This is a genomic window from Cellulosimicrobium cellulans, from assembly GCF_001722485.1.
GTDB classification, from domain to species: Bacteria; Actinomycetota; Actinomycetes; order Actinomycetales; family Cellulomonadaceae; genus Cellulosimicrobium; species Cellulosimicrobium cellulans_A.
Genome location: NZ_LWGL01000091.1, coordinates 1 through 13,555, shown reverse-complemented (window position 1 = coordinate 13,555; position 13,555 = coordinate 1). Strand labels below are relative to the sequence as shown.

11 protein-coding genes are annotated in these 13,555 nt (G+C 72.4%); 2 read left to right on the top strand and 9 right to left on the bottom strand.

The window, feature by feature from the left end; all coding sequences use genetic code 11:
- The 8 genes from JZ5iCDA_RS11040 to JZ5iCDA_RS11005 form a co-directional block, all read right to left on the bottom strand.
- Positions 1 to 1,834 (bottom strand): ABC transporter ATP-binding protein (locus JZ5iCDA_RS11040; protein WP_139123072.1); only part of this gene is annotated, 1,834 nt, incomplete at its 3' end.
- A gap of 88 nt (positions 1,835 to 1,922) precedes the next feature.
- Positions 1,923 to 2,660, bottom strand: a complete 738-nt coding sequence (locus JZ5iCDA_RS11035) for an ATP-binding cassette domain-containing protein (RefSeq protein WP_069387224.1) — start codon at positions 2,658 to 2,660, stop codon at positions 1,923 to 1,925.
- Positions 2,657 to 3,889 (bottom strand): ROK family transcriptional regulator, encoded by a 1,233-nt coding sequence (locus JZ5iCDA_RS11030; protein ID WP_436967401.1) that lies wholly within the window; start codon positions 3,887 to 3,889, stop codon positions 2,657 to 2,659. The genes JZ5iCDA_RS11035 and JZ5iCDA_RS11030 overlap by 4 nt, the downstream gene beginning before the upstream one ends.
- 92 nt (positions 3,890 to 3,981) lie before the next feature.
- Positions 3,982 to 5,160 (bottom strand): multiple monosaccharide ABC transporter permease, encoded by a 1,179-nt coding sequence (gene mmsB, locus JZ5iCDA_RS11025; RefSeq protein ID WP_069387222.1) that lies wholly within the window; start codon positions 5,158 to 5,160, stop codon positions 3,982 to 3,984.
- Entirely contained in the window at positions 5,157 to 6,758 is a 1,602-nt protein-coding gene (mmsA, locus tag JZ5iCDA_RS11020; protein ID WP_069387221.1) for a multiple monosaccharide ABC transporter ATP-binding protein, read from the bottom strand. Before mmsA ends, mmsB begins: the two co-directional genes overlap by 4 nt.
- A gap of 70 nt (positions 6,759 to 6,828) precedes the next feature.
- Positions 6,829 to 7,989 (bottom strand): multiple monosaccharide ABC transporter substrate-binding protein, encoded by a 1,161-nt coding sequence (gene chvE / locus JZ5iCDA_RS11015; RefSeq protein ID WP_083259900.1) that lies wholly within the window; start codon positions 7,987 to 7,989, stop codon positions 6,829 to 6,831.
- A 300-nt stretch (positions 7,990 to 8,289) separates the two neighbouring features.
- Positions 8,290 to 9,276 (bottom strand): malate dehydrogenase, encoded by a 987-nt coding sequence (locus tag JZ5iCDA_RS11010; RefSeq protein ID WP_069387219.1) that lies wholly within the window; start codon positions 9,274 to 9,276, stop codon positions 8,290 to 8,292.
- Between the two features lie 536 nt (positions 9,277 to 9,812).
- Positions 9,813 to 11,030, bottom strand: a complete 1,218-nt coding sequence (locus tag JZ5iCDA_RS11005; protein WP_069387218.1) for an NADP-dependent isocitrate dehydrogenase — start codon at positions 11,028 to 11,030, stop codon at positions 9,813 to 9,815.
- Between the two features lie 382 nt (positions 11,031 to 11,412).
- Here JZ5iCDA_RS11005 and JZ5iCDA_RS11000 point away from each other — a divergent pair, with 382 nt between their 5' ends.
- A complete protein-coding gene (locus JZ5iCDA_RS11000; protein WP_069387217.1) occupies positions 11,413 to 12,447 on the top strand; it encodes an MIP/aquaporin family protein in 1,035 nt (344 codons plus the stop codon).
- A gap of 77 nt (positions 12,448 to 12,524) precedes the next feature.
- On the opposite strand, the gene JZ5iCDA_RS10995 is transcribed toward JZ5iCDA_RS11000, so the two are convergent.
- Positions 12,525 to 12,953, bottom strand: a complete 429-nt coding sequence (locus JZ5iCDA_RS10995; protein WP_069387216.1) for a DUF3017 domain-containing protein — start codon at positions 12,951 to 12,953, stop codon at positions 12,525 to 12,527.
- A 54-nt stretch (positions 12,954 to 13,007) separates the two neighbouring features.
- Between JZ5iCDA_RS10995 and JZ5iCDA_RS10990 the strand changes: the two genes are divergently transcribed.
- A complete protein-coding gene (locus JZ5iCDA_RS10990; RefSeq protein WP_083259901.1) occupies positions 13,008 to 13,523 on the top strand; it encodes an FAD-dependent oxidoreductase in 516 nt (171 codons plus the stop codon).
- Positions 13,524 to 13,555: the final 32 nt, after the last annotated feature.

The window sequence follows — 13,555 nt, the reverse complement described above, 5'->3', positions numbered from 1 at the left end:
CCCCCTCGGACGTCGGCGCGGTGCTGTCGCGCGAGGGCGTCGGCGTGGCGACGCCGGCAGCGTCGTCGAGCGCGCCGTCGTGCGCGGCGCTCGCCTCGACGAGGCTCCGGTACGGTCCCGGCACATCGGCGAGCTCGGCCCGCGCGCCGTGCTGGACGACCCGCCCGCGCTCGAGGACGGCGACGAGCCCGGCGCGCTCGATCGTCGTCAGGCGGTGGGCCACGAGGACGCCGGTGCGCCCGGCGAGCAACCGTTCCGACGCGGCGACGACGCGTGACTCCGTGAGCGGGTCCATGCGGGCCGTGGCCTCGTCGAGCACGACGACCTGGACGTCGCGCACGAGCAGGCGCGCGAAGGCGACGAGCTGCTCCTCGCCCGCGGACAGCGACGTCCCGCCCGGGCCGAGGAGCGTGTCGAGACCGTCCGGGAGGCCGGCGACCCAGTCGTCGAGGCGCAGCTCGCGCACGGCCGCCTCGACGTCGGCGCGCGGTACGTCCGCGAACAGCGCGACGTTCTCGGCGAGCGTGCCCGCGAGGATCTCGGTCCGCTGCGTCACGACGCCGACGGCCGCCCGCAGCGCCTGCAGGTCGAGGTCGCGCACGTCGACGCCGCCGAGGAACACCTGGCCGGGGTCGGGCTCGACCGCGCGCGACAGGAGCGAGGCGAGCGTCGACTTGCCCGAGCCGGTGCGCCCGACGAGGGCCAGCGTCTCCCCCGCCGGCACGCGCAGGCTCACGCCGTCGAGGGCGAACGTGCCCTCGGCGTAGGCGAAGCGCACGTCGCGCAGCTCGATCCCGACCGGGCCGTCGGGCACGGCGCGGCCACCGGCGGGCTCGGGCGGGACGGCGAGCATCTGCCGGATGCGAGTGATCGCGCCCAGGCCCTCCTGGATGTCGGGCAGGTGGTGGACGAGGTTGTCCGTCTGGCCGACGAACAGCGCGGTGACGAGGAACAGGGTCACGAGCCGGTCGACGGGCAGGTCGCCGTCGGCGGCGAGCGCGGCGCCGGCCAGGGCGACGCCGGCGAGGAGCGACGCGAGCACCAGGCCCGCGCGCCGCAGCATGCGCGACTCCACCGTCACGACCGCGGCGAACCGCCGGTGCACCTCGGCCGACCGCTGCGCCAGACGGCTCACGGCGAACTCCTGCCCGAGGCTGGTCCGCAGGTCGTCGCGCGCGGCCACGGCCTCCTCGAACGCCGCGGCGTGGTCCGTCCACGCCACCTCCTCGACGACCTTGCGCCGCGCGATCTCACCCAGCATCGGGCGGACGAGGAACCATGCGAGGAGCCCGAGGACGGGGAACAGCGCCCACGCGGGCCACCACGTCAGCCCCGCGACGACCCACATCGGGACCACGCCGACGAGCGTGCGCCCGGCGCCCCACAGCTGCCGGCGCACGAGCGTGCCGACGGCGTGCGTGTCGTCGTCGACGCGGTCGAGGACCTCCCCGACCGCCTGCTCGGTGAGGGTGGCCAGCGGCTGGTGCAGCGCCGCGGTGAGCAGGTCGCCACGGAGCCGTCCCTCGGCACGGTCCACGACGCCCGCCCACACGACCTGGCCGACCGTGTCGAGCAGCGCGGCCCCGACGATCAACGCCGCGAGCAGCTGCAGCGTCGCGACGGTGGGGTCCTCGGCGAGCCACCCGGCGACGACCGTCCCCAGGGCCGTGCCGACGGCGCCGACGGCGAGCGCCAGCAGGGCGACCACGGCCAGCGGGCCACGCAGCCGACGCCAGTCGAGCCGGCGGGCCGGGTCCTCGGGGGGCGCGGACGCGACCGCCGTCGCGGTGCGCGGGGCGGTCGGGTCCTGGGTGCCGGCAGGAGCGTCGATCATGGCTCGTCGACCCTAGGCCCGGTCCGGCCGTTCTCGTACCGATTTTCGGGCCGCCCCGGCGCGGGCCGCGGGGCGCCCCGCAGCGGAGTCAGGCGGCGCCGGTGATGGCGGCGAGGATCGCCTCGTGCGAGGCGGTCGCCTCGAACGAGCCGTTGTTGCGCCCGTGGCGCAGGACCTCGATGCGGTCCGAGACGGCGCGCACGTCGGTCATGTTGTGGCTGATGAGCATCACGCCGAGCCCCATGTCGCGCAGCCGCTGGATGTGGGTGAGCACCTCGGCGGTCTGCGCGACGGACAGCGCCGCCGTCGGCTCGTCGAGGACGACGACGCGAGGCTCGCCGACGAGCGTGCGCGCGATGGCGACCGCCTGGCGCTGACCTCCCGACAGGGCGCGCAGCGGCGTCCGCACCGACGGCACGCGCACCGTGAGCGTCTGCAGGATCTGGCGCGTCACGCGCTCCATCTCGAGGTCGCGCAGGAAGCCCTGGCGCGTGCGCAGCTCGCGCCCGAGGAAGACGTTCTGCGTGACGTCGAGGTTCTCCGACAGCGCGAGGTCCTGGAACACCGTCGCGATCCCCAGCTGGTTCGCCGCCGACGGCGAGCCGATCGTCACGGGGACGCCGTCGATCTCGACGAGCCCCGCGTCGGGGGTCAGCACGCCCGCGACGATCTTCGCCACCGTCGACTTGCCCGCGCCGTTGTCGCCGACGAGGGCCACGACCTCGCCGGCGCGGATCTCCAGGTCGACGCCGACGAGCGCCTCGACGGCACCGAACCGCTTGGCGACCTGGCGCAGCGCGAGGAGCGGGGTGCGGTCGCGGCTCATGGGGTCCTTCCCACGGTGTCCTCGTGCGGCCCACGAGGGAGGTCGACCGGAACCATACCCGCCGTCGGCACGAGGTCGGTGGACTGCAGCGCGAGGACGAGCGCGCCGACGAGCTCGGCGCGCGGGCCGAGCGCGGAGGGCACGACCTCGAGCGGCTCCGGGACGCTGAGGAGCGCCCTGCGGCGCAGCGCCTCGCGCAGCGGGTTGAGGAGTACGTCGCCCGTCTCGGCGAGCTCGCCGCCCACGACGACGCGCTGCGGCGTCACGGCCGTCGCGAGGTCGGCCACCACCCGGCCGACGACGGCGCCGGCGTCCGCGACCACCCGCGCGCAGCCCGCGTCGCCCTCGGTCGCCCGCACGACGACGTCGCGCAGCGTGAGGGGCCCGTGGCTCGTGCGCAGGGGCTCGAGGAACGCGGGCCCGCCGACGACCGTGTCGAGGCAGCCCCGGCTCCCGCAGCGGCAGATCGCGCCGGCCGGGTCGACGAGCACGTGGCCGATCTCACCGGCCGTCCCGGCGACGCCGCGCAGCACGCGTCCCCCGAGGACGATACCCGCCCCGGTGCCGTGCGAGACGCGCACGTACAGCGCGTCGTAGCAGTCCTTCGCCGCCCCGACCGTGCTCTCGGCGAGCGCCCCGAGGTTCGCGTCGTTGTCGGCGAACACGGGCCGGCCGATGCGCTTCTCCAGGACCTGGGCGACCGCGACGCCGTCCCAGCCGCGCAGCACGCCGGGCGCCGTCACGAGGCCGGTGTGCGGGTCGACCGGCGCGGGGACCGCCACGCCTACCCCCACGACCTCGTCGAGCCCGCGCCCCAGCCGCTCGGTCAGCTCGACGACGAGCAGCGCGGCCCGGTCCAGCGTGGTGTCCGCGCGGTGCTCGGACGGCAGCGGCATCGCCTGCTCGGCGAGGATCTCGTGCGACGCGTCGGCGACGGCGACGCGCAGCTGCCGGTGGCCGATCTCGACGCCCACCGCGATCCCGAGACGGTGCGCGAGGGTCACGAGCTGCGCGCGGCGGCCCGACCGCGTCGTGCTGCGCACCGCGACCAGGCCGGTGGCGACGAGCTCCTTGACGATCGTCGAGACGGTCGCGGCCGACAGGCCGGTGGCGCCCGTCAGCTCGACCTGCGTCAGCCCGCCGTGGCGCTTGACGGCGTCGAGCACCGCCGCGCGGTTCGCCTCCCGCAACGAGGACTGCGACCCGGACATGGCACGCCGTCCTCTCACGCGGGGAGTCTATCCGGACGGCCCGGCCGGGCCCGCGGTGCGCGGACCCGGCCGGGCCGGAAGGGACGAGCGGGGGCCCGAGGCCCTCCGGCTCAGCGCAGCGCGGACGCGCGGCGCTTGTTGTAGACGTCGAACGCGACGGCCAGGAGGAGCACGAGGCCCTTGACGACCTGCTGCGTCGACTGCGGCACGCCCATGAGCTGCATGCCGTTCGACATCACGGCCATGATCAGGCCACCGACCATGGCACCGGTGATGCGGCCGACGCCGCCCGTCGTCGAGGCGCCGCCGATGAAGCACGCGGCGATCGCGTCGAGCTCGAACATGTTGCCGGCGCCCGGCTGGGCACCGTTCATGCGCGAGGAGTAGACGATGCCCGCGACCGAGGCGAGCACACCCATGTTGACGAAGACCCAGAAGTTCACGCGACGGACCTTCACGCCCGACAGCTGCGCGGCGTTGAGGTTGCCGCCGATCGCGTAGATGTGGCGCCCGAACACCGTCTTCTGCATGACGAGCGAGTACACGAGGATCAGCACGGCGAGCAGGATGAGGATGTTCGGCAGGCCGCGGCTCTGCGCGAGCTGGTAGCCGAACCACATGACGATGGCCGCGATGACGACGATCTTCAGCACGAACAGCGGCATGCTCTCGACCGACTGCTTGTACGCGATCTTGCCGCGCCGCGCGCGCCACTGGCTCACCGCGTAGCCGACGACGGCGATCCCGAAGATGACGAGCGTGAAGACGTCGACCCCGTACCCGCCGAGCAGGCCGTTCTGGAAGCCGTTCGCGACGTCGTAGTACGCGCCGCCGAACGGCGACAGGGAGACGTTGTCGAGCACCTGGTAGGTCAGGCCGCGGAACAGGAGCATGCCCGCGAGCGTCACGATGAAGCCGGGGATGCCCACGTAGGCGACCCAGAAGCCCTGCCACACGCCGACCAGGAGGCCGACGCCGAGCGCGGCCAGGACGCCGACCCACCACGGGAGCCCGTTGCGGATCACGAGCACCGCTGACACGGCTCCCGTGAGGGCGACCACCGAGCCGACGGACAGGTCGATGTGCCCGGCGACGATGATCATGAGCATCCCGATCGCCAGGATCAGGATGTAGGAGTACTGCAGGATGATGTTGGTGAGGTTCCCGGGGCTGAGGAAGTTCTGGTTCAGCACCGCGAACAGGACCACGATCGCGACGAACGCGACGACGATGCCGCTCTGCCGCAGGTTCCTGCTCGCCATCTCCCGGAGTCCGGCCAGGGCGGTCATACCACGCCTTCCTTCGCTGTGTGGTTCGCCGGGGCTCCGTCGACGACGGTCTCGTCGTCGAGCGCGTCCGGCCGGTCGAGGGTCATGAGTTCCATGAGGCTCTCCTGGGTGGCCTCGGCCACCGGCACCTGGCCCGTCATGCGGCCGGCGGAGAGCGTGTAGATGCGGTCGCAGATCCCGAGCAGCTCGGGGAGCTCGGAGGAGATGACGACCACGGCACGGCCGGCGGCGACCATGCGGTTGATGAGCACGTAGATCTCGTACTTGGCGCCGACGTCGATGCCGCGCGTCGGCTCGTCGAGGATGAGCACCTCAGGGTCGGTGTACAGCCACTTGGACAGCACGACCTTCTGCTGGTTGCCGCCCGACAGCTGGCCCACGACCGACATGACCGTCGGCGTCTTGATGTTGAGGTCCTGGCGGTACTCGTCGGCGACCTTGAGCTCCTCGTTGCCGTCGACCCAGCCGCGCCGCGCGAGCTTGCCGAGCCCCGCCGCGGTGATGTTGTGGCGGACGTCGTCGATGAGGTTGAGGCCGTACGTCTTGCGGTCCTCGGTCGCGTACGCGAGCCCGTTGTCGATGGCCTCGGCGACGCTGCGCGTCTGGATCTCCTTGCCGTGCAGGTAGACGCGGCCGGACACCTTGCGTCCGTACGTCTGCCCGAAGATGCTCATCGCCAGCTCGGTGCGGCCGGCGCCCATGAGCCCCGCGATGCCGACGACCTCGCCCGCCCGCACGGAGAAGGACGCGCCGTCGATGACGCGCCGCCCGGACTGCGTGGGGTGCAGCACCGTCCAGTCCTCGACCCGCAGCACCTCGTCGCCGATCGTCGACTCCCGCTCGGGGTAGCGGCTGCTGAGGTCGCGGCCGACCATCCCGCGGATGATCCGGTCCTGCGTGGACTCCGGGTCCGCCATGTCGATCGTCTCGACGGTCCGGCCGTCGCGGATGATCGTCGTGCGGTCCGCGATCTCCGCGATCTCGTTGAGCTTGTGCGAGATGATGATGCACGTGATGCCCTCGGCCCGGAGCTGACGCAGCAGGCCGAGCAGGTGCTCGGAGTCGTTGTCGTTGAGCGCCGCGGTCGGCTCGTCGAGGATGAGCAGCCTGACCTCCTTGGAGAGCGCCTTCGCGATCTCCACGAGCTGCTGCTTGCCGACGCCCAGCTGGCCGATCGGCGTGGTCGGGTTCTCGTGCAGGCCGATGCGCTCGAGGAGCTCGCCCGCGTCGTGGTTCGCCCGGTTCCAGTCGATGAGGCCGAGCGAGCCGCGCGACTCGTTGCCGAGGAAGATGTTCTCCGCGACGGACAGGTACGGGACGAGCGCGAGCTCCTGGTGGATGATGACGATGCCCTTGGCCTCGGAGTCGTTGATCGACCCGAACCGCACCGTCTCGCCCTCGTAGCGGATCTCGCCGTCGTAGGAGCCGTGCGGGTAGACACCCGACAGCACCTTCATCAGCGTCGACTTGCCCGCGCCGTTCTCTCCGCAGATCGCGTGGATCTCACCGCGCCGGACCTCCAGGTCGACCCCCGAGAGGGCCTTGACGCCTGGGAACTCCTTCGTGATGGACCGCATCTCGAGGATGTGATCGCTCATGAGCGTTCCTTACTCCAGGTCGGGGGACGGGCCCGGCGCCCGTGGCGCCGGGCCCGTCGAGGACGGTGGGTCAGTCGGTGACGCCCGCGTCGACCTCGTCCTGGGTGTAGTAGCCGGACTCGACGAGGAGCGGGCCGATGTCCTCGGAGTACACCGTGTCGACCTCGAGCAGGTGCGACGGGACGACCTTCACGCCGTTGTCGTACGTCTCGGTGTCGTTCGCGTCGGGCTCCTCGCCCTCGACGTACGCCTGCGCGGCGAGGACTGCCTGGTCGGCGAGCTTGCGGGTGTCCTTGAAGATCGTCGAGGACTGCACGCCGTCGGCGATGAGCTTCACCGACGCGATCTCGGCGTCCTGACCGGTGACGACCGGGAGGCCGTCCGCGATCGTCGGGCCCATGCCGACGCCCTGGAGCGCCGTGATGATGCCGCGCGAGATGCCGTCGAACGGCGAGAGCACGCCGTGCAGCTGCGTGCCGCCGGAGTACGTGGAGGTGAGCAGGTCCTCCATGCGCTTCTGGGCGGCCTCCTGCGACCAGCGCAGGGTCGCGACCTGGTCGAACTCCGTCTGGCCCGACGGGATCGTGATCGTGCCGTCGGCGATGTACGGCTCGAGCGTGTCCATGGCGCCCTGGAAGAAGAACGACGCGTTGTTGTCGTCGGGCGAACCGGCGAACAGCTCGATGTTGTACGGGCCTGCGGCCTCGCCGGTGGGCTCGCCCTCGCGGTCGGTGATGCCGAGGCCGGCGAGCAGGGCCGTGGCCTGGGCGACGCCGACGGCGTAGTTGTCGAACGTCACGTAGAAGTCGACGTTCTCGCTGTCGCGGATGAGCCGGTCGTAGGAGATGACCGGGATGTTGGCGGCAGCCGCCGCGTCGAGCTGGCTCGTCAGGGCCGTGCCGTCGATCGAGGCGATGACGAGGACGTCGACACCGCCCGTGATCATCGAGTCGATCTGCTGGGTCTGGGTCGGGATGTCGTCGCCTGCAAACTGCAGGTCGACCTCGTAGCCGAGCTCCTCGAGACCGCTCTTGACGGCGTCGCCGTCGGCGATCCACCGCTCCGAGGTCTCCGTGGGCATCGCCACGCCGATCTTGACGTCCTCGCCGCCGTCACCGGCCGCCCCACCGTCGCCGCTGCCGGCTCCCTCGCCACCGCAGGCGGCCAGCGCCAGCACCAGCATCGAGCTCGTCGCGACCGCGCCCCAGCGGGCCATGGTCACACGTCGCATCGTCGCGCTCCTTCTCGTCGTCGAGTCGCGGGTCGTCCGCCCGCTCGCGGCTCCGGGCCGCTCCGCGACCACCGGTGGTCGCGCTGACGACGAGGATGCATGAGTTCGGAACTCGAAGTCAACTGGGACCGACTGGTTTCGGGACACGAAACCATAACGGTGCCCGAAGGTCCCGGCCCCCGGCGCCGGACGGCCCTCCGGACGCGGACGAGCCCGAGGCCCGCGCGGTCCGGTGAGGACCGCGCGCGACCCCGGGCTCGACGGGGACCGCTCCGGACCGGCGCGACCGGTCCGGCTCGCTCAGACCAGGCCCAGCTCCTCCACGGCCTGGCGCTCCTCCTGCAGCTCGGCCACCGACGCGTCGATGCGCTGCCGCGAGAAGTCCGAGACCTCGAGGCCCTGCACGATCTCCCACACGCCGCCGCGCGAGACCACGGGGAACGACGAGATGAGGCCCGCGGGCACGCCGTACGACCCGTCGGACACGACGCCCGCGCTCGTCCAGTCGCCCTCCGGCGTGCCGTGCACCCAGTCGCGCACGTGGTCGATCGCCGCGTTCGCCGCCGACGCCGCCGACGACGCCCCGCGCGCGTCGATGATCGCCGCACCGCGCTTCGCGACCGTCGGGATGAAGTCCTGCTCCAGCCACGCCCGGTCCTCCGCGAGCTCCGCGCCCGGGCGACCCGCGACCTCCGCGTGGAACACGTCCGGGTACTGCGTCGCCGAGTGGTTGCCCCAGATCGCCACCTTGCGCACGTCCGCCACCGGCACGCCCGCACGCTTCGCCACCTGCGTCAGCGCGCGGTTGTGGTCCAGTCGCGTCATCGCCGTGAAGCGGTCCTTCGGCACGTCCGGCGCGTTCGACGCCGCGATCAGCGCGTTCGTGTTCGCCGGGTTGCCCACCACGAGGACGCGCACGTCGTCCGCCGCACCCGCGTTAATGGCCTGCCCCTGCGGCTTGAAGATGCCACCGTTCGCCGCGAGCAGGTCACCGCGCTCCATGCCCGGGCCGCGCGGCCGCGCCCCCACGAGCAGCGCCACGTTCGTGCCCTCGAACGCCGCGTTCGGGTCGTCGAAGATGTCGATGCCGGCGAGCAGCGGGAACGCGCAGTCGTCCAGCTCCATCGCCGTCCCCTCGGCGGCCTTCACGCCCTGCGGGATCTCCAGGAGGCGCAGCCGCACGGGCGTGTCCGCCCCCAGCATCTGCCCCGACGCGATGCGGAACAGCAGCGCGTAGCCGATCTGACCGGCAGCGCCGGTCACCGTCACGTTCACGGGTGTGGTCATGGGCACACTCTCCCACAGAGCCCGTCCTCGGCACCGCCGCCGCGCGCCCCCGTCGCGTTGATCCGTGGTCGCCGGTCGTGGCCGGGTTGGGTGGACGCGGCGGGACACGCGCTCGGGCTGCCGCGCCGTCACCTCGGTCCCTCGTCTCGCCTTCCTGGAGCGCGGCTCTGACGCCCTTCGCACGCATCCCGCCCCGTCCGCCGTCGCCTCGCCCCGGTCGTCCGGAGACCCACGTACCGAGCCCGTACGGCCGCACGCCTCAGCCCGCGCGCTCGGAAGCCGCCTCCGGGAGGACGCCGCCTGCTACCCGTCCATGGGCGCGGAGGTGACGCGCGTGGGAGCGGGGCCGGAGAGGAGGAGGGCGCGGGTCGTGGCGGGTCTGGCGGGAGGCCGCGAGGCACGAGCGGCCGGATGGTAGACCCGCGCCCTCCTCCTCGGAGAGACCCGCGGAGGCGACCACGACCACCTACCGCAACCAGGAACGCCGAACGGCGACGCCCCCGGAGGGACGCCGCCGTTCGAGTCGGAGCGGAGGCTCAGCCCAGGCGGGCCTTGAGGTTCTCGTCGAGGGCGGCGAGGAACTCCTCCGTCGTCAGCCACTCCTGGTCCGGGCCGATGAGGAGCGCGAGGTCCTTCGTCATCTTGCCGGACTCGACCGTCTTCACGACGACGTCCTCGAGGGTCTCGGCGAACTGCGTGACCTCGGGCGTGCCGTCGAGCTTGCCGCGGTGCATGAGGCCGCGGGTCCAGGCGAAGATCGACGCGATCGGGTTGGTCGACGTCGGCTTGCCCTGCTGGTGCTGGCGGTAGTGGCGCGTCACGGTGCCGTGCGCCGCCTCGGCCTCGACGGTCTTGCCGTCGGGCGTCATGAGGACGGACGTCATGAGGCCGAGCGAGCCGAAGCCCTGCGCGACGGTGTCGGACTGGACGTCGCCGTCGTAGTTCTTGCAGGCCCAGACGTAGCCGCCCTCCCACTTCATGGCCGAGGCGACCATGTCGTCGATGAGGCGGTGCTCGTAGGTGAGGCCGGCAGCCTCGAACTGGTCCTTGAACTCCGCGTCGAAGACCTCCTGGAACAGGTCCTTGAACTGGCCGTCGTAGGCCTTGAGGATCGTGTTCTTCGTGGAGAGGTACACGGGGTAGCTGCGCTGGAGGCCGTACGCGAACGAGGCGCGCGCGAAGTCGCGGATCGACTCGTTGAAGTTGTACATGCCCATCGCGACGCCGCCCTCCTCGGGCATGGTCACGACCTCGAACTTCTGCGGCTCCGAGCCGTCGGCCGGCTCGAACGACATCGTGATCTTGCCAGGGCCGGGGACCTTGAAGTTCGTCGACTTGTACTGGTCGCCGTGGGCGTGACGGCCGATGATGATCGGCTTGTTCCAGCCGGGCACGAGGCGCGGGATGTTAGAGATGATGATCGGCTCGCGGAAGACGACGCCGCCGAGGATGTTGCGGATCGTGCCGTTCGGCGAGACCCACATCTTCTTGAGGCCGAACTCCTCGACGCGTGCCTCGTCAGGGGTGATCGTCGCGCACTTGACGCCGACGTTGTACTGCTTGATCGCGTTCGCCGCGTCGATCGTCACCTGGTCGTCGGTGGCGTCGCGGTTCTGGATCGACAGGTCGTAGTACTTGAGGTCGACGTCGAGGTAGGGGTGGATGAGGCGGTCCTTGATGAACTGCCAGATGATGCGCGTCATCTCGTCGCCGTCGAGCTCGACGACCGGGTTGACGACCTTGATCTTGCCCATGCGCAGATCGCTCCAACTGTCGGTGACTGGAACCCCCGGCCGGACGGCGACCGGCGCGTCGCGCAGGTCCGTCCGCCGCGCACGGGGGCGGTGCTGACCGCCGTCCAGGGTACTCGACTTCTCGACGTCAAGATACTTTTCGGGCGACTCTTCTCGGGCGGTCCGCGGCGTGCAGCGGTCCGCCGCTCAGGACGTCGAGGTCCGCTCCACGAGACGCAGGGGCCGGTCTGCGTCCGTATGCCTGATTCCCACGCAACGTCCAGGGATCAGTGGCAGGATGCGCACAGGTGCCGCGTCCCGGCATCGTGCCGTCGTCCCGGTCGCCCGTCAGCGCGGCATCGCGCCTGCGGGCACGGGCCCTTCCGAACCAGACAGGATCATCATGTCCCAGGACACCACCGCTGCCGGTGCGCCGGGCGGCTCCGTCGCCGAGGACGTCACCGTCGCGCGGACCGAGCCCGTCGCCGTCGTCCAGCCCGGCCTCCTCGCCCGTCTCGGCGCCGAGGTCTTCGGCACGTTCGCCCTCGTCCTCGCGATCGTGGGCGTGGCGCTGTACCTGCGCTTCACCAACGCCGGGATCGTGCTGCCCGTCGCGTTCGCGGGCGGCGTCGCGCTGGCCGGCGTCATCGCCGCGGTCGGCCACGTCTCGGGCGGGCACTTCAACCCGGCCGTCACGCTGGGCGCCGCGATCGGCGGGCGCACCGCGTGGCGCGACGTGCTGCCCTACTGGCTGGCCCAGTTCGTCGGCGGTGCGCTCGCCGCGCTCGTGCTGCTGGCCACGACGCCGCAGGGGCAGGCGCAGCTCGAGTGGCTGGCGCAGAACCAGCTCATCTCCGAGGCGACGCGCTCGGCGGTGTTCTCCAGCACCGCGAACGGCTTCGGCGAGCACTCCCCCATCGCCGGCCTGACGGCGGGCAACCTCGAGTTCTCGTTCGCCTCCGCGCTGCTGCTCGAGGTCGTCGCCACGGCGGTGTTCGTCGGCGTCGTCCTCGGCGTCACCGACAAGCGCGCGAGCACGCGCGGCATCGCCCCGTTCGCGATCGGTCTGACGTTCACCGCGCTGCTGCTCGTCGCCTCGCCCGTGACGAACGGCTCGCTCAACCCGGCCCGCTCGCTCGCGTCGGCGATCCTCGCGCAGCCCTGGGCGCTCGAGCAGTTCTGGCAGCTGTTCCTCTGGGGCCCGCTCCTCGGCGCCGCGATCGCGGGCCTGTTCTACCGCGCGTTCGCGTTCGCCCCGACGCACGACGACCTGCTCGGCGAGGACCAGGTCGTCGTGGGCGACGACGTCCCGGCCGGCGAGGCCACGCCCGTCGAGGAGCCCGCGGCACCTGCTGCCGAGCGCTCCGCGACCCCGGCGGCCGAGCAGCGCACGGCGGCGACGGACGACGAGGACGGCCCGCAGGCCCCGCGCGTCTGACCCGCAGAGCGACGCCGGAGGGCGCCGGTCCGCGACAGCGGGTCGGCGCCCTCCGGCGTTGCCGCGTCCGTGCCGCGTCAGACGTCGTTGCTCAGCGTCAGCGCGAGGAACGCGATGGCGGCCGCTGGGGCGAGGAAGAAGAACGTGTCGAGGCCGCGCGAGCGGACCGTGATGCCGACCGGGCCGGGGCCGGGCAGCACCGCACGGCACAGGCCGGCGACGACGAGGACGCCCGCCAGCACGAGGCACGCCGCCCGGGCGCCGAGGAGCGGCGCCGTGACGGTCGCGAGGGCGACGCCGGCGACGACGAGCCACATCGCCGGCTGGCCGCCGGCGGCGAGCCGCACGCGGGGCTCGGGCACGGGCGGTACCTCCGGCGCCCGGCCCTCGTCGGCGCCCGGCGCCTGCTGCGGCTCGTCCGGCGTCCCGTCGCCGTGCACGTGGTGCCACGCGGGGACGAGCGCGGAGCGGCCCGCGACCGCGCCGCGCGCGGTGACGTCGCTCACGCTGCTCCCCCTTCCACGTCCGGAAGCCTACCGCCGTGGCCTAGCGTGACGTCCATGCCGACTCCCGCGCGTCCGCTCCCGTCTCCCGCACCCGCTCCGTCGTCGGTCGTGGTGGTCGGTGCCGGGCTGGCCGGTGCGCGCACGGTCGCGGAGCTGCGGCGGCACGGCTTCACCGGCACGATCACGCTCCTCGGCGGCGAGGGCGTCCCGCCCTACGACCGCCCGCCGCTGTCCAAGGAGCTGCTGAGCCGGCCGGAGCCGGCCTGGCTGACGACCGACCTCGGCCTCGACGTGGACGAGCTCGCCGACGACGTCCGGCTCGACGACCCGGCGGTCCGCCTCGTGCCCGCGGTGGAGGACGGGACGCCGGCGCACGTCGTCACGACGCGGTCGGGTGCGCGCCTCGAGGCGGACGCGGTCGTGCTCGCGGTGGGCTCGGCGCCCGTGCGCCCGGCCGGGTGGGAGGCGGCGCGCGTCGTGCGTTCATGTTGTAGCTCTCCATCGTTGGAGTTGTTGTCGGACCGGATCACCATAGCGGCGAACCATGCGGGAGCCCAGAGATGCGCGTGAAGTGGTCAACCACTGTTAAGGAAGTGAACGAA

Bases quoted from the DNA above. Each gene is read 5' to 3' on its own strand.
- JZ5iCDA_RS11035 (WP_069387224.1), bottom strand. From the start codon at position 2,660: ATGAGCCGCGACCGCACCCCGCTCCTCGCGCTGCGCCAGGTCGCCAAG.
- mmsB (WP_069387222.1), bottom strand. From the start codon at position 5,160: ATGACCGCCCTGGCCGGACTCCGGGAGATGGCGAGCAGGAACCTGCGG.
- mmsA (WP_069387221.1), bottom strand. From the start codon at position 6,758: ATGAGCGATCACATCCTCGAGATGCGGTCCATCACGAAGGAGTTCCCA.
- chvE (WP_083259900.1), bottom strand. From the start codon at position 7,989: ATGCGACGTGTGACCATGGCCCGCTGGGGCGCGGTCGCGACGAGCTCG.
- JZ5iCDA_RS11010 (WP_069387219.1), bottom strand. From the start codon at position 9,276: ATGACCACACCCGTGAACGTGACGGTGACCGGCGCTGCCGGTCAGATC.
- JZ5iCDA_RS11005 (WP_069387218.1), bottom strand. From the start codon at position 11,030: ATGGGCAAGATCAAGGTCGTCAACCCGGTCGTCGAGCTCGACGGCGAC.
- JZ5iCDA_RS11000 (WP_069387217.1), top strand. From the start codon at position 11,413: ATGTCCCAGGACACCACCGCTGCCGGTGCGCCGGGCGGCTCCGTCGCC.
- JZ5iCDA_RS10990 (WP_083259901.1), top strand. From the start codon at position 13,008: ATGCCGACTCCCGCGCGTCCGCTCCCGTCTCCCGCACCCGCTCCGTCG.